Here is a 19,662-nt window from a genome sequence, read left to right as displayed (position 1 = left end):
GTGCCGTAGGGGGCGCGGGCCTGCTGCGAGGAGGCGGGCTCCTCGGCGGCGGGGCGCTCCCCGGCGGACGGCCGCTCCTCGGTGAGGACGGCGGTCGCGCCCAGGTCCACGGTCGGCTGCTCGTCGGCGGGGGTGGAGAGGCGGGCGGTGCGGTCGTCGGTGGTCACGGTGTGCTCCTTCTCGGGTGCCGGTCGCCCGGCGGGATGCGGTGCCGCCGGGCGGGCCGGCGGTGCTGCCGGTGTGCTCCGGCGATGCCTCCACGCTACGGACGCGCCCGGACCCGCCCCATCCGGGGAACCCCCGGAACTCGGGGGCGATCCCCCGCCTCGACGCGGGGGCGGGTGCGAGACTGGTCCCGGCGCGAGGAGGCGGCGATGGACGACGACGAGCTGCGGCACCGCACCCGGGACCGCAAGGGCGCCCGTGCCGTCTGGTTCGCCGGGCTCTCGGCGCTCGCCGGCTTCGTGGTGATCTCCCCTGTGATCTCCCTCACGGCGACCGTGATGGTGTGGGGGTCGCGGCGGCGGATCGGCACCCTCAGCGACCGGAACGGCCTGGTCGCCGTCAACTGGCAGCTCACCTACCTCGCACTCCAGCTGATGCTGGTCCCGCTGCACCTCGCGCTGGTGTCGGTGCGCGACTCGCTCGGCGCCGACTGGCCGCTCGCGACGATCTCGGCGATCCTCGCGCTGGCCGTGCTCAACCTCGTGCTGTGCGTCGTCCTCGGGATCCGGTCCGGCCGGGGACGCACCGTGCGCCTCTGGATCGCCGTGCCCTTCGCCCGCTCCACCCGTCCGCCGCGCTGACCGTTCGGGGACACCGGGCACGGCGGCTCTCCGCTCCTGGGACTCCGCCCGGCGTGTCCGCGGCGCGGTGCCCCCTCGACCCCGCGGCGGCGGGCAGGGTGGTGGAGTGATCGCCTTCCCTCCGCCCGTGTACGTCGTGGCCGACGACGGAGTGCGGCTGGCCACCTACTCCGTCGGCGAGGAGAGCGCCCCGACCGTCCTCGCCGTGCACGGCTTCGCCTCCCACGCCGTGCTCAACTGGGAGACGTCGGGCTGGCTGCGGACGCTGCACCGGGCCGGGTACCGCGTCGTGGCGCTCGACCAGCGCGGGCACGGCGCGAGCGAGAAGCCGCACCACTCCGACTCCTACAGCGTGGACGCCATGGTGGCCGACCTGGTGCGGGTGCTCGACTCCTACGACCTCGACGCGCCCCACGTCCTCGGCTACTCCCTCGGCGCCCGGATGAGCTGGGTGCTGGGGCTCGAGCACCCGGAGCGGCTCGCATCGCTGAGCCTCGGCGGGCTGACGGTGGGCGAGCCCCTCCGCTCCTTCGACGCGGAGGCGGCCCGGGCCCGCGTCGCCTCCGGCGGCGAGATCGACGACGGCTTCACCCGCGCCTTCATCGGCATGGCGGAGGGCGTGCAGGGCAACGACCTCGCGGCACTGGTGGCGGTGGCCGACGGCGTCCGCGGCGGGGCGCACCCGGAGCACGGGCGGCACCCCGGCCTGCCGACGCTGCTCGTGACCGGCGGCGCGGATCCGATCGCTCCCGGCGGTGAGCTGCTGGCGGCGGAGGCGGGGGCGCGGTTCGTGAGCGTCCCCGGCCGCGACCACACCAGCACCGTGCCCGCGCGGGGCTTCAAGGACGCGGTGCTGGCGTTCCTGGCGGAGCAGCGCTGAGCCGGCCCCGCGCCGGACGGGAGCACCGCGAGCGCCGAGGCCCGCGGCGTAGCATCCCCCTCATGCAGGCGATCCGCATCGAGAACCCCGGCCCCGACTCCCGACTCGTGCTGGAGGAGGTGCCGACGCCCTCCCCCGGACCCGGCGAGGTCCTCGTCCGCGTCGCGGCCGCCGGCGTCAACCGCGCCGACCTCGGCCAGCGCGCAGGGGTCTACCCGCCGCCGCCCGGCGCCTCCGAGATCCTCGGGATGGAGGTGTCCGGCACGGTCGTCGCGCTCGGCGAGGACGCGACCGGGTTCGCGGAGGGCGACGAGGTCTGCGCGCTGCTCTCCGGCGGCGGCTACGCGGAGTACGTCGCGGTCGACGCGGGCCTGGTGCTGCCGGTGCCGGACGGCGTCGGCCTCGTCTCGGCCGCCGCCCTCCCGGAGACGACGTCCACCGTCTGGTCGAACCTCGTGATGGTGGCCGGGCTCGGATCCGGCGACACCGTCCTCCTCCACGGCGGCGGGAGCGGGATCGGGACCACGGGCATCCAGATCGCCGCCGCCCTCGGCGCCCGCGTCGCCGTCACGGCCGGCAGCCCCCGCAAGCTCGAGGCCTGCCGCGCGCTCGGCGCCGACGTCCTGATCGACTACCACGAGGAGGACTTCGTCGAGCGGATCCGCGAGGCGACCGGCGGGCGCGGCGTCGACGTGATCCTCGACCCGGTCGGCGGCGACTACCTGGCCCGAGACCTGGAGGCGCTGGCCGTGGGCGGGCGCGTGGTGTTCATCGGCAACCAGTCCGGTGCGCTGGGCTCGCTCGACCTCGGGGTGCTGATGCGCAAGCGCGGGGCGGTGCACGCCACGACCCTCCGCGCCCGGCCCCTCGAGGAGCGGCGCGCGATCGTCGCGCGGGTGCGCGCAGAGGTCTGGCCGCTGGTCGCCGCCGGGACGGTGCGCCCGGTGGTGGACGAGGTGGTCCCGCTCGCCGAGGCCGAGCGGGCGCACGACGTGATGCGCTCCTCCGGCCACATCGGCAAGCTGCTGCTCACCCCGTGACGCCCCACACCGGAGGAGGCCCCCGCCTCCCGCGGTGAGCGGGAGCGGGGGCCTCCTCCGATGACGCCCTCCGGCGGGGCGTCAGACCGCGGAGCGCAGGAGACCGAGCGAGCGGTTGATGCCGTCGACGTCGACCGCGGCCGGATCGAACGAGGCTCCGGCGGCGAGGCCGAGAGCCTCGAGCGCCTCCGCGTGGTCGGCCGAGGACGGGTCCGTCGCCGCCCGCACCGTGTCGGCCCAGGCCGCGGGGCCTCCCGGCACGTCGAGCGGAGCCGCGCCGCGCGCGCCCGTGCAGCGCGGCAGAGCCGACGACAGCGGCGCGATCGACTCCAGACGGATGACGTGGCGCCACTCGTCCTCGAGGTCGTAGACGTAGAAGAGCTCGTCCTGCTCCTGCTCGAGCACCTCGGCGAGCGCGACGCCCGCCTCGTCCACGAGGTCGGCGCCGAACTCCTCCGCGTCGGACGGCGAGCCGATCGGAGCCTGCTCCTCGTCGGGCACGCCGACGCTGAAGTAGTGCGGCTGCGCGTCGGTCCAGCCCAGCGAGAGCTGGAGCGCGAGGTGCAGATCGCGCAGCGACGACTCGGAGGAGAGCTCGAGGCGCCGCCAGACGACGGGCTTGGTCCCGAGCAGGGCGACGTGGAGCGCGTAGGCCGTCGCCGTGTCCTGGGTCGCCTCGTCGAGGATCTCGAGGCGGGTGGCCTCGCGCTCTCCGAGGAGGACGACCGTCGCGCGGACGACGGAGGCGAGGACGGGCGCCAGGCCCTCCGGCACCGCGTAGCCGAACTCGGGCGAGTGCAGCAGAAGCCCGAGCTCGGCGGTGTCGTCGAGCATCCGCTCGGCCGTGCCGACCATGCGCTCGCGCTCGTCGAGGGCCTCGTCGAGCGAGACTCCGGAGTCGGCTGCCAGCTCGTCGACCAGCTCGCCGACGACCAGGCCCGGGTGGATCTCGGCCTGGCAGGCTACCGCGATGCGGACCAGCACGGCGTCGGTGGTGGTGACCGCGCGCTCCTCCGGGGAGAAGGCGCCGTCCTCGGTGTCGGCGGCCGCCAGCGCGGTCTGGGCGCTGAGGATCCACTGCTCGAGGAAGCGGGCGACGTAGGCGATGCGCTCGGCGGCGGCCTCGTGCGCGTCGGAGCTGCGCCAGAGCACGGCGGCCTCGCCGAGACCTGCGGCGGATCCCTCCTGCTCTAGCACGGCCGAGCCGACCAGCGCGTCCCACCAGGCCGAGACCGGGATGCGGACGGAGTCGTCGCTCGGGGTGGATCCCGCGGAGGAGATGCCCGCCTCGACCGCGATCTCGCGGGCGGCGCGCTCGGTGAGGGTCGCGCCGTCGTCGGCGGCGAGGTGCTCGACCACGACGTCGGCGGCGTGCACGAGAGCGGTGGCGCGCACGGCGGAGAGCTGCTCCTCGGCCGGGACCTCGTCGAGCTCGGCGAGGTCGTCGAGCACGGCCTCCACGAAGGAGCCGGCGAGGTCGAGGACCTCGTCGAGGACGGCCTGGCACTCGTCCAGCTCCTCGTCGGTGCCGGTCCAGAGGTCCTCGTCGGTGAGGAAGTCGAGGAAGTGCTCGACGACCTCGGCGACGGTGAAGAGGGTGTCGTCGAGGTCGGCCTCGCTCTCCTCCCCCGACAGGTCGGCCTCGATCTGGTCGAAGACGGCCTCGAGCAGCTCGGCGTCGGGCTGGGCGAAGGAGCCGCGCGGGCGCAGGTCGCGGGTCATCGCGAAGAGGTCGGTCAGCACCTCGACGGCCTCGTCGGCCTCGAGGTGCTCGTGCTGCATGCCCACCTCGGCGAGGTGCGAGCGGTACCAGCTGCGGAACCGCACCATCAGAGCGGTCTCGGCCGTTCGGCCGCCGCCCTGACCGCCGGACCCGCCCTGACCGCCTCCGGATCGTCCCTGGTTGCGCTTCTTGCCCATGATTCCTCCGCGACCGCTCCACTCACGACGAAGCGCTCCAGCCTACCCAGTGCGGGCGCGCGGCGGCACGCGCGGTCGCCCCCTGTTCACCCTGTGCGCACCGGGTCCGCTCCCTCTGATGCGGCCGATCGCCCGAGTCCCGGGATCCGCGCGCTGTGGGAGTCCTCGCCGCCCGGGCCCCTGCCACACGGGTCGCGATGATGAGAAATCTCGCAGCGATCGGGCGGCGAGGCTTGCGCTCGGACCCTCCGCTTCGGTGGAGTGTCCGGATGACCGACACGACGGACACCGCCGAGACCGCTCCCGGGAAGGCGTCGCTCAAGCGGGTGATCACCGGGCCGCTGCTGTTCGCCTTCATCGTGGGCGACACACTCGGCGCCGGCATCTACACCCTGGTCGGCACGATGGCCGAGGACGTGGGCGGCGTGATCTGGCTGCCGCTGCTGATCGCGCTGGTCGTCGCCCTGCTCACGGCGGGCACGTACGCCGAGCTGATCACCAAGTACCCGCACGCCGGAGGGGCGGCGCGCTACGTGGACCGCGCGTTCGGGAAGCCGTACCTCTCGTTCCTGATCGGCTTCCTGATGATGGCGTCCGGCATCACGACGGCGGCCTCCCTGGCGAACGCGTTCGCCGGCGACTACCTCGGGGCTCTGCTGGACGTGCCGCCGATCCCCACCGCGATCGTCTTCATCGCGATCCTCACCCTGGTGAACCTGCGCGGGGTGAAGGAGTCGCTGACCGCGAACCTGGTCGCCTCGGTGATCGAGGTGAGCGGACTGGTCATCGTCATCGTCTGCGCCGCGGTCTTCTTCGGCTCCGGCGACGGCGACGCCTCCCGCGTGCTCGAGTTCAACCCCGACGTCGCTCCGCTGCAGGGGGCGTTCGCCGCCTCGATCGTCGCCTTCTTCTCGTTCCTCGGCTTCGAGGCCGCGGCGAACATGGCCGAGGAGGTGCGGAACCCCTCGAGGGTCTACCCGCGGGCCCTCTTCGGTGCGCTGATCACCGCCGCCGTGGTCTACCTCCTGATCGCGCTCGGCGCCGTGATCGTGCTGCCGAACGACGAGCTCGCGGCCTCCAGCGGCCCCCTGCTGGACGTGGTCGCGGCGAGCGGAGTGGCGGTGCCGCCGTGGCTGTTCGGCCTGATCGCGCTCGTCGCCATCGCGAACGGCGCTCTGCTGTTCATGGTGATGGCGTCGCGGGTCGGCTTCGGGCTCGCCACCTCCGGGCTGCTGCCGAGCGCTTTCGGGAAGGTGCTGCCGGGCCGCCGCACGCCGTGGGTGTCGATCGTGGTCGTCGGCGGAGTGACGATGCTGCTCAGCCTGATCGGCGACGTCGGCACGCTCGCCGAGACGACGGTGCTGCTGCTCCTGCTGGTGTTCATCGCGGCGAACGTGTCGGTGCTGGTGCTGAAGAAGGACCGCGTCGACCACGCCCACTACTCCGTGCCGCGGGTGGTGCCGGTGCTCGCGACCATCGCGAGCGTGGTGCTGCTGACGCAGCAGACGGGCGTGGTCTGGCTGGCGACAGCGGGCTACGTGGTCGTGGGGACGCTGCTGTTCCTCGCCACCCGCCTGGGGAAGCGGAAGCACGCGGAGCGGACCCCGGACTGATCCGGGCCGGCGGCGATCCGTCGCGAGCGGCCCGTCCACGGATCCCCTGCGGGCCGTCCGCGGCGGATCGATCGCGGGGGGCGGTGAGGAGTGGGATCGTGAGGGGATGACCGTCACGCTCGAGCCGATGCCCGCCGCCGCTCTCGCCACCTGGATGCGGGTCCAGCGCTCGGCGTACATCGAGGACCGGATGCGGGCGGGCGACGACGAGGCGGCCGCGACCCGCAACGCCGACGCCTCGTACGAGAAGTACTTCCCGGGCGGCTCCCCCGCCGCCGGGCACGACGTGCTCCTCGTCTCCGAGGACGGCCGCGCGGTCGGGTCGCTCTGGCTCGGCCCGCACCCGAGCGGACTCGAGGGCGTCGGGTACGTCTGGGACGTGCAGATCGACGCCGCCGAGCGCGGCCGCGGCCTCGGCCGGGCGGCGATGCTGCTCGCGGAGTCGCACGTCCGCTCCCAGGGCGGCTCCGCCCTCGCGCTGAACGTGTTCGGCTTCAACACCGCCGCGCGGGCTCTGTACGAGTCGCTCGGCTACGAGACGACGTCCCTGCAGGTGCGCAAGCCGCTGGTCTGAGCGGGGCCGCTCGACGCCGGGCAGGGGCACGACCCGGTCGCGCAGAACGCCGCACGCCGTGCTCGAGGGCGGACGCCGACGGGCGCCCACCGACGAGCACGGCGGCGGCAGTGGTGGAACCGCCGGGGATCGGCGGGACCCTGCGGTCAGCTCGTGGAGGCGACGGCGGTCGGGTCGCCGGTGCCGGACGGACGCGGGGCGTCACCCGATCCGGTCGCCACCGACGCGCCGGTCGGAACGACGGTGCCGCCGGTCGCCATCCCCCGGCCGAAGGCCTGGCCCTGGAGGATCGCGCCGAGGTCGACGCCGGTCGCCGACCTGACGCTGTCGAACGTCGCGGCGAGACCCGCCGCCTGCTCGCGCGCGATGTGGGTGCCGGCGGTGTCGCCGCCGATCAGCGTCACCGAGCCGACGTTCTGGTAGCCCTTCGCGAACTCGGCCATGAGCGAGGGCAGCTGCCCGATGAGCTCGCGACCCAGGATCGCCTCCTGGTTCTCGCGGAGCGCCTCCGCCTCGGCCGCGATGGCCGCCGCGCTCGCCTCTCCCTTCGCGCGGATGGCCTCCGCCTCGGCGGTCGCGTTCGCGCGCAGCGCCTCGGCCTCGGCGCCCGCCTTGGCCCGCAGTGCGTGGGCCTCGGCCTCGGCGCGGGCGCTCACGGCGGCGGCCTCGGCGGCGGCGGACGCCTGGCGCGCCTCCGCCTGGCGCTGGACGGCGTACGCCTCGGCGTCCGAGACCTGCTGCGCGACCTGGCGGTCCGTCTCGGCCTTCTTCTCGCGTCCGTAGGCGTCGGCGTCGGCCTCGGTCTGACGGCGGTACTTCTCGGCGTCCGCGACGCGCTTGACGTCGGCGTCGAGCTCGGCCTGCCGGTTCTCGGCGCGCTGCACGAGGACGGCCTGCTCGCGCTCGGCGCGAGCCAGGTTCTCGGCCTGCTCGGCCTCGGCGTTGGCGCGGCCGACCTCGGACTTCGCGGCAGCGGTGTTCTTGTCGTAGGCGGTCTGCTCGATCAGGTTCGCCTCGTCCGTGGCCAGCTGGCGAGCCTTGACCTCGCGGGCCGCGTTGATCCGCGCGACGTCGGCCTCGCGGCGGACGCGCTCGATCTCCTGCGCTCCGAGCGCCTCGATGTAGCCGTTGCGGTCGGTGACGCCCTGGATCGCGAAGGAGTCGAGCACGAGGCCCTGGGCGAGCAGGTCGCCCTTGATGCCCTCGGCGATCTCGTCTCCCAGCTTCTGCCGGTCCTGCATGACCTCCTCGACGCTGAGCTTCGCGACGACGCCGCGGAGGGCGCCCTCGAGCTGCTCGGTCGTGAAGACGTCGATGGACTGGTCCTGCGACGCGAAGCGCTCGGCGGCGGCGCGGACCTGGTCGGCCGTGGACCCGATCTTGACCAGGGCGACGCCCGCGAGGTGGATGGTCACGCCGTTCTTGGTCTGCGCGACCGGCTCCATCTTGATCTGGCGGGAGCGCAGCGAGATGCGGTCGGACCGCTGGGTCAGCTTGTTCACGAACGCGCCGCCGCCGGTGATGACGGTCATGTTCGAGGTGAGGCCGTCCTCGCCCTTCTGCTTCTTCCCGACGATCACGATCGCCTCGTCGGCCTGCGGCACCTGGTACCAGGCGCGGAAGAGGAAGAAGCCGATGAGGGCGATCAGCAGGAGTGCGCCGACGGCGACTCCGGCGAGGACGATCCAGAGGAGATCCGGTTCCATGGGCGGGCGACCTTTCGTCCGACCCGCGCGACGCGGGTACCTGAGAGACGTACAGGTTCCATCGTGTCACAGCGCGTCGGACGGCCGCGTCGGCCGGAGGGGGGATACTGCGGACGCCGCCGAGAGCGGTTCGCGAGGGGGCGGGCCCGGAGGAGGACGCCACGAACGAGGGCGTCGCGCGGAGTGCCGCGGAGGAGATCAGTGCTGGGGTACCTGGACTCGAACCAAGAACAACTGAACCAGAATCAGCCGTGTTGCCAATTACACCATACCCCAATGGTCATCCGGAGGTGATCCCGGGACCAGGCGGCGACCGGATCGAGACCCGAGCGCCGAGAGACGACAGTACCCTACGCGGGCATCCCGCTCAAATCGAGCCGCGGACGACGCTGCCCTCGGACTCCGGGGCGGCCTCGCCGAGGCGGGCGCGGACGAGGTCGCGGTTGATCGCGGAGGCGACCTGGGCGCCCGATCCGGCGGCGACGATCAGCTGCTGCGGGCCGGGAGGGGTGACCTCGCCGGCGGCGTAGAGGCCGGGGACGGACGTGCGGCCACCGGCGTCGACGCGGAGGAAGCCGTCGGCGTCGCGGTCGGGGCCGGCCGCGTCCAGGTAGTCCAGCGCGGGCGTCCAGACGGGGCGGACGAACGCCCCGGTGCGCGGGACGACGTCGCCGTCGACGAGGCGGACGCCGGTCATCTCGGCGCGCTCCCCGGCGAGGTCGGCGACCGGGCGCCGGTCGACCCGGATGCCGATGGAGGCGAGCAGCGACTCGTCGGCGTCGCTCACCGTCCCGACGCCGTTGGTGAAGACGATCAGGTCGGTCGACCACTGCGAGAGGAGCATGGCCCGCTCCGCGAGGTCGTCGGTCTCGCCGATCAGGGCGAGCGCCTCCCCCGCCTTCTCGTAGCCGTCGCACTCCATGCAGCTGTGCACGGCGGTGCCGTAGTAGGCGCGCAGGCTCGGGAGCGCGGGCGGCGTCTCGAGCAGTCCCGCGGCGACCACGACGGCGGTGGCGACGACGGAGCGGTCGGCGCTGCCGCGCACGCCCCGGGCGCCGACGACGAACTCGCCGCCGGAGCGCTCGACCGAGGTCACCAGGGCGTTGTGCACCTCGGCGGCCTCGTAGCGCTCGAACTCCTCGCGGCCGAGGCGGCGCAGCTCGAGCGGCGAGATGCCGTCGCGGGTGAGGAACCCGTGCGAGTGCAGGGTCGCGGCGTTCCGCGGGCGGTTGCTGTCGAGCAGCAGCACGCTGCGGCGCGCCCGGACGAGGTTGAGCGCGGTGGAGAGCCCGGCGGGGCCCCCGCCGATCACGACGACGTCGTAGCGTCCGCCGACCGTCTCCGCCACGGTCAGGCCTGCCGGGAGGCGCCGAGGTGAGCGCCCAGGCGGTCGAGGCGGGCGATCGACTCCTGCTTGCCGAGGATCTCCATCGACTCGAACAGCGGCGGCGAGACGCGGCGCCCGGAGACCGCGGTGCGCAGCGGCCCGTAGGCGATGCGGGGCTTGAGGCCGAGGCCCTCGATCAGCGCGGAGGCGAGCGCCTCCTGGATCGAGGCCGTCAGCCACTCGGACGCGGGGACGAGCTCGAGAGCGCCGATCGAGGCGGCGAGCACCTCGCCGGCGTTCGCGGGCAGGCCCTTCAGCGCGTCCTCGTCGTACTCGAGCGCGTCGGAGGCGGTGAAGAGGAACCCGAGCATGCCGGGGGCCTCCCCGAGCAGGCCGATCCGCTCCTGCACGAGGGGCGCGGCGGCGTCGAGCACCGCGCGCTGCTCGGCGGTCGGCTCGCCCGCGAGCACTCCGGCCGCCACGAGGTACGGGATCGTCCGCTCGGTGAAGTCGTCGACGGCCAGGAGGCGGATGTGGTCGCCGTTGATCGACTCGGCCTTCTTGAGGTCGAAGCGGGCCGGATTGGGGTTCACGTCGGCGACGTCGAAGGCGGCGACCATCTCGTCGATCGAGAAGACGTCGCGGTCGTGCGTGAGCGACCAGCCGAGCAGGGCGAGGTAGTTGACCAGGCCCTCCGGGATGAAGCCGCGGTCGCGGTGGTGGAAGAGGTTCGAGGACGGATCGCGCTTGGAGAGCTTCTTGCTGCCGTCGCCCATCACATACGGGAGGTGCCCGAAGCGCGGGACGAAGGTCGTCACTCCGATGTCGATCAGCGCGTGGTACAGCGCGATCTGCCGGGCGGTCGAGGGGAGGATGTCCTCGCCGCGCAGCACGTGGGTGATCTGCATGATCGCGTCGTCGACCGGGTTCACCAGCGTGTAGAGCGGCTGGCCGTTGGGGCGCACCACGACGAAGTCGCTGAAGGAGCCGGCGGGGAACGTGATCGGGCCGCGGACCAGGTCGTCGAAGGACAGGTCGGCGTCCGGCACGCGCAGGCGCAGCGCCGGGGCGCGGCCCTCGGCGCGGAAGGCGGCGCGCTCCTCCTCGGTGAGATCGCGGTCGTGGTTGTCGTACCCGTGCTGCTTCGCGCGGCCGGCCGCCTCGTTGCGCGCGTCGATCTCCTCGGCCGTGGAGTAGCTCTCGTAGAGGTGCCCCGAGGCCGTCAGGCGCGCGATCACGTCGAGGTAGACATCGGTGCGCTCGGACTGCCGGTACGGGCCGTGCGGGCCGCCGACTCCGACGCCCTCGTCCCAGTCGAGCTTCAGCCAGCGCAGCGCGTCGAGGATCTGCTCCACGCTCTCCTCGCTGTCGCGGGCGGCGTCCGTGTCCTCGATGCGGAAGACGAACGTGCCGCCGGTGTGGCGCGCGTACGCCCAGTTGAACAGGGCGGTGCGGATGAGGCCGACGTGCGGGGTCCCGGTCGGCGAGGGGCAGAAGCGGACGCGGACGTCGCTCCCGGTCGCGGTCGTGAACGGGTGCGCGTCCGGCGCGCTTTCCTGGGGCGGGGTGAGCTCAGACATACGAGGCCGATCCTACCGGCGGGAGCCGGTGCGGCGCCCGGGATCGCGGGGGCCGTGGCGCCTCCGCCCCGGGCACGGTGCGCGCCTCGCGGCGACTGCTTCTACCGGACAGCACTGCTCCGAGTCAACGGACTCCCCGAGCGAGCAGGAGCAGTGGTGCGCTGACCCCGGGCCTCTCGTCGAGAGGGCCCGAGCGCCGCACCGCAGGCCGCGCCGGGCCTCCGCGCGAGCGTGCCCGGAAGGAGCACTGATGAGCACGATCGATCTCGACCCCCGCACCGACCGCCCGAGCGCCCTCACCGAGGCGGCACGGGAGGAGAAGGACGCCCGCACGCTCTCGCTCTTCCAGGCCGCGGTGAGCGCGGAGGCCGCCGAGGGCGCGCGCATCCGCGAGCGCATCGTGCTCGACCACCTGGGCCTGGCCGAGGCCATGGCCCGCCGGGTCTCCCGGAGCGGAGGCGACTGGGCGGATCTGCGCCAGGTCGCCTACGTGGGCCTCGTGAAGGCCGCCCGCCGCTTCACTCCCGAGCGCGGCGACAGCTTCGCCGCGTTCGCCGTCCCCACGATCACCGGCGAGCTCAAGCGCCACCTCCGCGACCTCGGCTGGATGATCCGGCCGCCGCGCGGCGTGCAGGAGCTGCACCGCCGCTCCGCCGTCGTCGCCGACGAGCTCGCGCAGGAGCTCGGCCGTCACCCCACCGACCAGGAGATCGCCCGCCGCCTCGGAGTGGACGCGACGGAGGTGGCCGACGCGCGCCTCGCGGGGCATCCGCTCTCCCTCGACGAGACCGTGGGCGAGGGCGGCGTCGGCCTGGGCGACACCCTCGGCGGCGAGGACGAGCGGCTGCTCGAGATCGACCGGCGGCACGGGCTCGCCGAGGCCCTCGCCGAGCTCGAGGAGGGCCAGCGCGAGCTCCTGCGCATGCGCTTCGTCGAGGAGCGGACCCAGCAGCAGATAGCCGACGCCCTGGGGACGACGCAGATGCAGGTCTCGCGCCTGCAGCGGCGGATCCTCGCGCAGCTCGCCGACCGGCTCGGCGCCCCCTCGCGCAGCCATCAGCCGCGCGCTCCCCGGGCCCGCGTGGCCACGGTCACTCCGGTCCGACCGGCGACGCGGCTGAAGTCCGCCTGAGGTGGGCCTCGGCACGCGACGGGAGCGACGCGAGGGCGGCGAGGACGTCGTCGACCTGGACCGCGAGCAGCGCCGGGTCCGGCTCGGCGGAGAAGACGTCGCCGCGGCGGAGGGAGGCGTCGGTCAGCACGACGTGCGGACCCGAGGCCGGAGGGCCCCAGGCCTCGGGCGGTGCCGGACCGAAGATCACGACCGAGGGGACGCCGTACGCGGAGGCGAGGTGCGCGGCTCCGGTGTCGACGGTCACCACGACCTCGGCGGCCGCGACGACCGCGGCGAACCCGCTGAGCGCGAGCTCCCCCGCCAGCACCTCGCCCGTGCCGGCGAGCTCGGCGACGCGGCGGGCGCGGTCGGCCTCGTTCGCGCCCCCGGTGTAGACGACGCGGTGCCCCTCGGCGGTGAGGGAGCGGGCCACCGCGGCGAAGCGCTCCTCCGGCCACTCGCGCGAGCCGTAGAAGGCCCCGATGTGCACGACGGCGGCTCCGGGGGCCGAGGCGGGCTCCTCCGGGACGGCGATCGCGACGTCCTCGGGGTCGGCGTCGAGACCGATCGAGTTCACCAGGCGGGCCCAGCGGGCGCGCTCCAGCTCGCCGTCGATCCAGCGCGGCCGCGGGTCCTCCGGGCCCGCGCCCGGGTCCAGCGTCGGGACGCGGAACTCGAGCGTGCGCTCGGGCGCGATCTCGCGCAGCCGCAGCCGCGACTCCGGGCCGTTGCCGTGGAGGTTCACGCCGAGCTCGACCCGGCCGGCGGCCATCGGCAGCGGGTCGTCGAGTCCGCGGAGGGTGGGCACGAGCGCGTCCAGGCCCTCGACGAGGTCGACGATCGGCTCGAGCCAGGGCGTGGTCGCCATGATCAGCCGGCGGTCCGGGAAGCCGCGGCGCAGGGCCTTGAGCGCCGGGACGGCGACGAGCAGGTCGCCGAGCTTGAGGGCGCGCAGCGCGAGGATCTCCGGAGTCCCGTCCGGGGCGGTGAGAGCGCGCACGGCGCCTCCTTCCTGTCGGAGTCCCCGTACCCCGCTGCGCGCACCTCAGACGCGCCGCCCGCAGATGCGAGCGACGCGCCCGGAGGGACCGACTTCCCCGGAAGGGGGTTTACATCCCCGGTCGAGGGGTACGAGGAGAAGGTGAACGACTCCTCCTCCCGGAGCGCCGACGAGCGCGCGAGGGCCCCGCGCCTGCGGGGGATCCTCTTCGACCGCGATGCGACGCTCGTGGTCGACGTGCCCTACAACGGCGACCCGGCGCAGGTCTCCCCGATGCCCACCGCCCTCGCGGCGGTCGAGCGGGCGCGCGAGGCGGGACTGGTTCTGGGCGTGGTCACCAACCAGTCTGGGATCGCCCGCGGGATCATCGACCGCGGCCAGGCCGACGCGGTGAACCGGCGCGTGGACGAGCTCTTCGGCGGCTTCGACGTGTGGATGCTCTGCCCCCACGGCCCGGAGGACGGCTGCTCCTGCCGGAAGCCCCGGCCCGGCATGGTGCTCGGCGCCGCCGAGCAGCTGGGACTGCCGGCCCGCTCGCTCGCCGTGATCGGCGACATCGGGGCCGACGTCGGCGCCGCCGCCGCGGCCGGCGCCCGTGGAGTGCTGGTGCCGACTCCGATCACCCGCGCCGAGGAGGTGGACGCCGCCCCGCTGCAGGCGGCGACGCTCCTCGAGGCGGTCGAGCTGCTGCTCGCGATGCGGCCCGACGAGGACGTCGAGTGAGCCGCCGCGTGCTCGTCGCCCGCCTGGACAGCGCGGGAGACGTCCTGCTGTGCGGACCCGCCGTCCGCGCGATCGCGGCCGACGCCGAGGTGCTGCTGCTGAGCGGTCCGCAGGGAGCGCCCGCGGCCGCGCTGCTGCCGGGTCCCTCCTCCGTCCGCACCTGGTGGTGCCCGTGGATCGGCGACGCCTCCCGCCCCGTCGACGACGAACTCGTCGACGAGCTGCGCGCGATGGTCGAGGAGTTCGCGCCGGACGAGGCCGTGATCCTCACCTCCTTCCACCAGTCGCCGCTGCCGCTGGCCCTGCTGCTCCGCCTCGCCGGTGTCGCCCGCATCACGGGCGCCTCGGTCGACTTCGCGGGCGCCCTGCTCGATGTGCGCCTCGTCCCGGGCGAGACCCTCGAGGAGGACCAGCCGGAGCCGGAGCGCGCGCTCGCGATCGCGGCGGCGGCCGGCTTCGCGCTGCCCGCCGGCGACGACGGACGGCTCCGCGTGCGCCGCGAGGGCGTGCTGCCCGCCGCTCTCGAGGGGATCGGCCCCTACGCGGTCGTGCACCCCGGGGCAGCCGTCCCCGCCCGCGCCTGGCCCGCGGCGAACGCGGCCCGCGCCGTCGAGCTGCTGGCGGACGCGGGCCTCGCCGTCGTCGTCACCGGCGGCCCGGGCGAGCGCTCCCTCACGGCCGAGGTCGCGGGCTCCCGCGGCATCGACCTCGGCGGGGCGACGGACTTCGCCGGCGCCGCCGAGGTGCTGGCCGGCGCCGAGGTCGTGATCTGCGGCAACACCGGCCCCGCGCACCTCGCCGCCGCGGTCGGCACCCCCGTGGTCAGCCTCTTCGCGCCGGTCGTCCCGGCCGTGCGCTGGGCGCCCTACGGCGTCCCGGTCGCGCTGCTCGGCGACCAGGAGGCGCCCTGCGCCGGCTCGCGCGCCCGCGTGTGCCCCGTCCCCGGCCATCCCTGCCTCGCGGGGGTGAGCGCCGAGGAGGCGGTCGCCGCCGCCCTCCGACTCCGACCCACGACTTCCCCGAGAGAGGCCATCGCATGAGGATCCTGCTCTGGCACGTGCACGGCGGCTGGGCGGACGCCTTCGTCCGCGGCGCCCACACCTACCTGCTCCCCACGACTCCGGCCCGCGACGGCTGGGGCCTGGGCACCGGCGGCCGCGACTGGCCGAGCGCCGTCGAGATCGCGCCCGAGGAGCTGCACGACGCCGACGTCGACGCGGTCCTCCTCCAGAGGCCCGAGGAGCTCGCCGAGGCCGAGCGCCTGCTCGGGCGACGCCTCGGCCGCGACGTGCCCGCCGTCTACGTGGAGCACAACACCCCCCGCGGGGACGTGCCGGACAACCGCCACCCGCTCGCCGACCGCGACGACCTGCTGATCGTCCACGTCACCCACTTCAACGCCCTGATGTGGGACACCGGATCGACGCGGACGACGGTGATCGAGCACGGGATCCACGACCCGGGTCCCCTCTACACCGGCGAGCTGCCGCACTTCGGCGTGGTCGTCAACGAGCCCGTCCGCCGGGGCCGGGTCGCCGGGACCGACCTGCTCCCCCGCTTCGGCGCCGTCGCTCCGCTGGACGTCTTCGGGATGAAGACCGACCGGCTCGCCGAGCTGCCGGGCCTGGAGGACGTGACGGTCCTCGGCGACGTCCGCACCCAGGCGATGCACGCGGCCCTGGCCCGCCGCCGGGTCTACCTGCACCCGTTCCGCTGGACCTCCCTCGGCCTCGCGCTGCTGGAGGCGATGCACCTCGGGATGCCCGTCGTCGCGCTCGACGTGACAGAGGCGGGGCGCGCCGTCCCGCCCGAGGCCGGAGCGGTCTCGAACGACCTCGACGCCCTCGTCGCCTCGGCCCGGGCGCTCGTCGAGGACCCGGAGCGCGCCGCCCGCGCCGGCGCCGTCGCCCGCGAGGCCGCGCTCGCGCGCTACGGCCTCGCCCGGTTCCACCGCGACTGGGACGAGGTCCTCGCCGACCTCCCCGGACGCCGGTCGCCGGAGCCCGCTCTGGAAGGGAGCACCCGATGAAGCAGCACCTCTCCGCCGCGCCCGCGCTGACGATCGCCATGGTCTCGGAGCACGCGAGCCCGCTGGCGACCCTCGGCGGCGTCGATGCCGGCGGCCAGAACGTCCACGTGGCGGCGCTCGCCGACGCGCTCGCCCGCCGCGGCCACCGCGTGGTCGTCTACACCCGCCGCGACGACACCTCCCTGCCCCGGCGCGTGCCCTTCACCTCGGGAGTCGAGGTCGTGCACATCGACGCAGGCCCGCCGCGCCGCGTCTCCAAGGACGAGCTGCTGCCCTTCATGGGTGACTTCGCCGTGGACCTCGCCGAGGAGTGGCTGCAGGAGCGGCCGGACCTCGTGCACAGCCACTTCTGGATGTCCGGGGTCGCCGCGCTCGACGCCTCCGAGCGGGTGGAGCGCGCCACCGGGCGGCGCGTGCCCGTCCTCCACACCTTCCACGCGCTGGGCGTGGTCAAGCGCCGCCAGCAGGGCGCGCTCGACACCAGCCCCGAGGAGCGCGCCTGGCTCGAGCCCGGAGTGGGCCAGAAGGCCGACGGCGTCGTCGCCACCTGCTCGGACGAGGCCTTCGAGCTCAAGGGGCTCGGCGTGCCGACCTCGCGCATCTCGGTGGTGCCCTGCGGTGTCGACATCGACCGGTTCTCGGTCGAGGGCCCGGTCGCGCCCCGCGGCGAGCGCTCGCGGCTGATGACCATCGGACGCCTGGTGCCGCGCAAGGGCATGGGCATCGCGATCGAGGCGCTCGCGCACCTGGTCGCGGCCGGACACGACGCCGAGCTCGTCGTCGTCGGGGGCTCCGGCTCCGGCGACGCGCTGACCGCGGACCCCGAGTACCAGCGGCTGCACGGCGTGGCCGAGAGCCTCGGCGTCGCGGACCGCGTCGACTTCGTCGGCCAGCTCTCGCAGACCGAGATGCCCGCGATGCTCCGCTCGGCCGACGTCGTGGTCTGCGCGCCCTGGTACGAGCCGTTCGGCATCACTCCGCTCGAGGCGATGGCCTGCGGCGTGCCGGTCGTCGCCTCCTCCGTGGGCGGCCTGATCGACACCGTGGTCGAGGACGTCACCGGGGTCCACGTGCCTCCGCGCGATCCGGTCGCCCTGGCCGCCGCCCTCGGCTCGCTGCTGGAGGACCCCGACCGCGCCCGCGCCTACGGGGCCGCCGGCCGCGAGCGCGTCGAGTCCCGCTACTCCTGGGACCGCGTCGCCGCCGACACCGAGCGCGCCTACGTCACGACCCTCGCCGGCCTCGGCGACGAGTCGCTCCTCACCGGCGCCACGAGCGCACCCTCATCCCCCACCACCCGGAAGGCGGCTCCGCGACGATGACCATCGACACCGCGACCATCGACACCGTTCTGGACACCCCGGCCGGCGCCGCCCGGCGCCTCGTCGACGACCACGTGGCGCGCGCGCTCGACGCGGTCGCGCAGCTGGAGCGCCACTCCGACAGGATCGCCGCCTGGGGCGTCGAGCTCGCCGACCGCCTGCACTCCGGCGCGCGCCTGCTCGCCGCGGGGAACGGCGGCTCCGCGGCGGAGGCGCAGCACCTCACCGCCGAGCTCGTCGGCCGCTTCGACGGCGACCGCGTCCCCTTCTCCGCCATCTCGCTGCACGCCGAGACGTCGAGCCTGACCGCGATCGGCAACGACTACGGCTTCGACCACGTGTTCTCGCGCCAGGTCACCGCGCACGCCCGGGCGGGCGACGTCGTGGTGCTGCTCTCCACCAGCGGACGCAGCGCGAACCTCCTCCACGCCGCGGAGGCCGCCCGTGCGGCGGGCGCCCGGTCGTGGGCGCTGACCGGCGAGGGGCCGAACCCGCTCACCGAGCTCTGCGACGAGGCGATCGCCCTCGAGGGCCACGGCTCCAACGTGCAGGAGGCGCAGCTGGTGCTCGTGCACGCGCTCTGCCGGGCCTTCGAGCACCGGATCCGCGCGCGGACGGCGGCCGCCTCGTGAGCCGCCTGCGCCTCGTCGTCGTCGGCGACGTGATGCTCGACGTCGACCTCTCCGGACCCGCCGAGCGGCTGAGCCCGGACGCCCCCGTCCCCGTGGTCGACGTGTCGGCCCGCAGCGCCCGAGCCGGCGGTGCCGGGCTCGTCGCCCGGATGCTCGCCCGCGACGGGCACGAGGTGACGCTGGTGACCGCGCTCGCCGAGGACTCGGATCCGGACGTGGCGGAGCTGCGCGCCGAGCTGTCCGGCGTCCGCCTGGTCGCCGGACCCACGGGAGCGCCGACGCCGGTGAAGACCCGCGTCGCCGCCTCCGGCCAGGCCGTCGTACGGATCGACCGCGGCTGCGAGACGCCGCCCGTCCCCGGCGTCACCGACGCCATGCTCGCCGCGCTCGCCGACGCCGACGCCGTGATCGTCGCCGACTACGGCCGCCGCCTGACCGAGCAGCCGTCGCTCCGCACGGCGCTCGACGCGCTCACCGTGCCGCTGGTGTGGGATCCGCACCCGCGTGGCTCGCAGCCGGTCGCCGCCACCTCCCTCGCCACCCCGAACCTGGCCGAGGCCACCGCCTTCTCGGGAGCCGTCGGCCGCGGAGTGACGCGCGCCGAGTCCGCCGCGAGCACCCTCCTCGAGCGCTGGGGCTGCGGTGCGGTCACCGTGACGATGGGATCCTCCGGCGCCCTGCTGCGCTCCCGCGGCGCCGGCGTCCCGGTCGTCGCACCGGCCGTCGCCGTGCCGCCCACCGACCCGTGCGGCGCGGGCGACCGGTTCGCCGCCTCCGCCGCCGTCGCCCTCGCCGAGGGTGCGAGCACGTCGGAGGCGGTGCAGGCGGCGGTCGCCGCAGCCGGCGCCTACCTCCTCGCGGGAGGGGTCGCCTCCCTCTCCGCTCCCGCCGACCCCGCACCCCTCCACGGCGGCGGGGTGGACGCCCTGCGCGTCGCCGAGTCCGTCCGCGCGGCAGGAGGAACGGTGGTCGCGACGGGCGGCTGCTTCGACCTGCTCCACGCCGGCCACGCCCGCACCCTCTCCGCGGCACGCGCTCTCGGCGACTGCCTGATCGTCTGCCTCAACTCGGACGACTCCGTCCGGCGCCTCAAGGGCGCGGCGCGGCCGATCATCCCCGAGGACGACCGCGTCGACCTGCTGCTCGCGCTCGAGTGCGTCGACGCTGTGCTGGTCTTCGGCGAGGACACGCCGGACGAGGCGCTGCGCCGCATCCGCCCCGACGTCTGGGTGAAGGGCGGCGACTACTCCGCCGAGTCCCTCCCCGAGACGGCGACGGTGGCGGAGTGGGGCGGCCGGGTCCTGACCGTGCCGTACCACCCGGGCCGCTCGACCACCCATCTCGCCGCCGCGCTCGCGCGCGTCGGCTGACCCGCGGCCCACGAGGCCCGCAGACC

Annotated in this window: 17 protein-coding genes and 1 tRNA gene; 12 read left to right on the top strand and 6 right to left on the bottom strand. The window is 74.8% G+C overall.

Annotated features, from left to right (window positions below):
• Nucleotides 1-374: 374 nt before the first annotated feature.
• From C5C71_RS07135 to C5C71_RS07125, 3 genes are all read left to right on the top strand, one after another.
• The gene (locus tag C5C71_RS07135; RefSeq protein WP_181065463.1) at nucleotides 375-806 is read left to right on the top strand and encodes a DUF4870 domain-containing protein; all 432 of its coding nucleotides are present in this window, start codon (nucleotides 375-377) and stop codon (nucleotides 804-806) included.
• A 106-nt stretch (nucleotides 807-912) separates the two neighbouring features.
• Nucleotides 913-1,686 (top strand): alpha/beta fold hydrolase, encoded by a 774-nt coding sequence (locus C5C71_RS07130; RefSeq protein ID WP_181027173.1) that lies wholly within the window; start codon nucleotides 913-915, stop codon nucleotides 1,684-1,686.
• A 62-nt stretch (nucleotides 1,687-1,748) separates the two neighbouring features.
• On the top strand, nucleotides 1,749-2,726 hold the full coding sequence (locus tag C5C71_RS07125) for an NAD(P)H-quinone oxidoreductase (RefSeq protein ID WP_104287956.1): 978 nt from the start codon (nucleotides 1,749-1,751) through the stop codon (nucleotides 2,724-2,726).
• Between the two features lie 81 nt (nucleotides 2,727-2,807).
• Here C5C71_RS07125 and C5C71_RS07120 read toward each other — a convergent pair whose 3' ends face one another.
• A complete protein-coding gene (locus C5C71_RS07120) occupies nucleotides 2,808-4,646 on the bottom strand; it encodes a plasmid pRiA4b ORF-3 family protein (RefSeq protein ID WP_104337401.1) in 1,839 nt (612 codons plus the stop codon).
• Between the two features lie 269 nt (nucleotides 4,647-4,915).
• On the opposite strand from C5C71_RS07120, the gene C5C71_RS07115 reads away from it, so the two are divergent.
• Entirely contained in the window at nucleotides 4,916-6,259 is a 1,344-nt protein-coding gene (locus C5C71_RS07115; RefSeq protein WP_104337400.1) for an APC family permease, read from the top strand.
• Between the two features lie 106 nt (nucleotides 6,260-6,365).
• A complete protein-coding gene (locus C5C71_RS07110) occupies nucleotides 6,366-6,833 on the top strand; it encodes an N-acetyltransferase (RefSeq protein ID WP_104337399.1) in 468 nt (155 codons plus the stop codon).
• A gap of 146 nt (nucleotides 6,834-6,979) precedes the next feature.
• Here the strand turns inward: C5C71_RS07110 and C5C71_RS07105 are convergent, their stop codons facing one another.
• The 4 genes from C5C71_RS07105 to gltX form a co-directional block, all read right to left on the bottom strand.
• Nucleotides 6,980-8,539 carry an SPFH domain-containing protein gene (locus C5C71_RS07105; protein WP_104226268.1) on the bottom strand — a complete coding sequence of 520 codons (1,560 nt, stop codon included), beginning with the start codon at nucleotides 8,537-8,539 and terminating at the stop codon, nucleotides 6,980-6,982.
• Nucleotides 8,540-8,743: 204 nt separating this feature from the next.
• Nucleotides 8,744-8,815: transfer RNA gene (locus C5C71_RS07100), tRNA-Gln, on the bottom strand.
• A 91-nt stretch (nucleotides 8,816-8,906) separates the two neighbouring features.
• Nucleotides 8,907-9,887, bottom strand: coding sequence for an NAD(P)/FAD-dependent oxidoreductase (locus tag C5C71_RS07095; protein ID WP_104276156.1), 981 nt, complete (start codon nucleotides 9,885-9,887; stop codon nucleotides 8,907-8,909).
• A gap of 2 nt (nucleotides 9,888-9,889) precedes the next feature.
• The gene (gene gltX, locus C5C71_RS07090) at nucleotides 9,890-11,446 is read right to left on the bottom strand and encodes a glutamate--tRNA ligase (protein WP_104287959.1); all 1,557 of its coding nucleotides are present in this window, start codon (nucleotides 11,444-11,446) and stop codon (nucleotides 9,890-9,892) included.
• Between the two features lie 250 nt (nucleotides 11,447-11,696).
• Between gltX and C5C71_RS07085 the strand changes: the two genes are divergently transcribed.
• Nucleotides 11,697-12,578 (top strand): sigma-70 family RNA polymerase sigma factor, encoded by an 882-nt coding sequence (locus C5C71_RS07085; protein WP_104226266.1) that lies wholly within the window; start codon nucleotides 11,697-11,699, stop codon nucleotides 12,576-12,578.
• Here C5C71_RS07085 and C5C71_RS07080 read toward each other — a convergent pair.
• Entirely contained in the window at nucleotides 12,538-13,560 is a 1,023-nt protein-coding gene (locus tag C5C71_RS07080) for a glycosyltransferase family 9 protein (RefSeq protein ID WP_104337398.1), read from the bottom strand. The two genes, C5C71_RS07085 and C5C71_RS07080, sit on opposite strands and share 41 nt — an antisense overlap.
• A 141-nt stretch (nucleotides 13,561-13,701) precedes the next feature.
• On the opposite strand from C5C71_RS07080, the gene C5C71_RS07075 reads away from it, so the two are divergent.
• Genes C5C71_RS07075 through C5C71_RS07050 form a run of 6 tightly spaced genes read left to right on the top strand, consistent with a single transcriptional unit; the run spans nucleotide 13,702 to nucleotide 19,636 of the window.
• Nucleotides 13,702-14,283 carry an HAD-IIIA family hydrolase gene (locus tag C5C71_RS07075; protein ID WP_104337397.1) on the top strand — a complete coding sequence of 194 codons (582 nt, stop codon included), beginning with the start codon at nucleotides 13,702-13,704 and terminating at the stop codon, nucleotides 14,281-14,283.
• Nucleotides 14,280-15,323 carry a glycosyltransferase family 9 protein gene (locus C5C71_RS07070; RefSeq protein ID WP_219814159.1) on the top strand — a complete coding sequence of 348 codons (1,044 nt, stop codon included), beginning with the start codon at nucleotides 14,280-14,282 and terminating at the stop codon, nucleotides 15,321-15,323. The genes C5C71_RS07075 and C5C71_RS07070 overlap by 4 nt, the downstream gene beginning before the upstream one ends.
• On the top strand, nucleotides 15,320-16,312 hold the full coding sequence (locus C5C71_RS07065) for a glycosyltransferase (RefSeq protein WP_104337396.1): 993 nt from the start codon (nucleotides 15,320-15,322) through the stop codon (nucleotides 16,310-16,312). The genes C5C71_RS07070 and C5C71_RS07065 overlap by 4 nt, the downstream gene beginning before the upstream one ends.
• A gap of 26 nt (nucleotides 16,313-16,338) precedes the next feature.
• Complete coding sequence (locus tag C5C71_RS07060; protein ID WP_104337409.1) at nucleotides 16,339-17,634, top strand: glycosyltransferase; 1,296 nt, start codon at nucleotides 16,339-16,341, stop codon at nucleotides 17,632-17,634.
• Nucleotides 17,631-18,266: an SIS domain-containing protein gene (locus C5C71_RS07055; RefSeq protein ID WP_104226260.1), complete on the top strand. Its 636-nt coding sequence runs from the start codon at nucleotides 17,631-17,633 to the stop codon at nucleotides 18,264-18,266. The genes C5C71_RS07060 and C5C71_RS07055 overlap by 4 nt, the downstream gene beginning before the upstream one ends.
• Before the next feature lie 5 nt (nucleotides 18,267-18,271).
• On the top strand, nucleotides 18,272-19,636 hold the full coding sequence (locus C5C71_RS07050) for a PfkB family carbohydrate kinase (protein WP_104337408.1): 1,365 nt from the start codon (nucleotides 18,272-18,274) through the stop codon (nucleotides 19,634-19,636).
• Nucleotides 19,637-19,662: the final 26 nt, after the last annotated feature.

The sequence above is a fragment of the Rathayibacter sp. AY1C1 genome (genome assembly GCF_002932105.1).
Lineage (GTDB): Bacteria > Actinomycetota > Actinomycetes > Actinomycetales > Microbacteriaceae > Rathayibacter.
The sequence above is the reverse complement of the archived record's forward strand: the minus strand, read 5'-3'. Positions and strand labels throughout refer to the sequence as shown.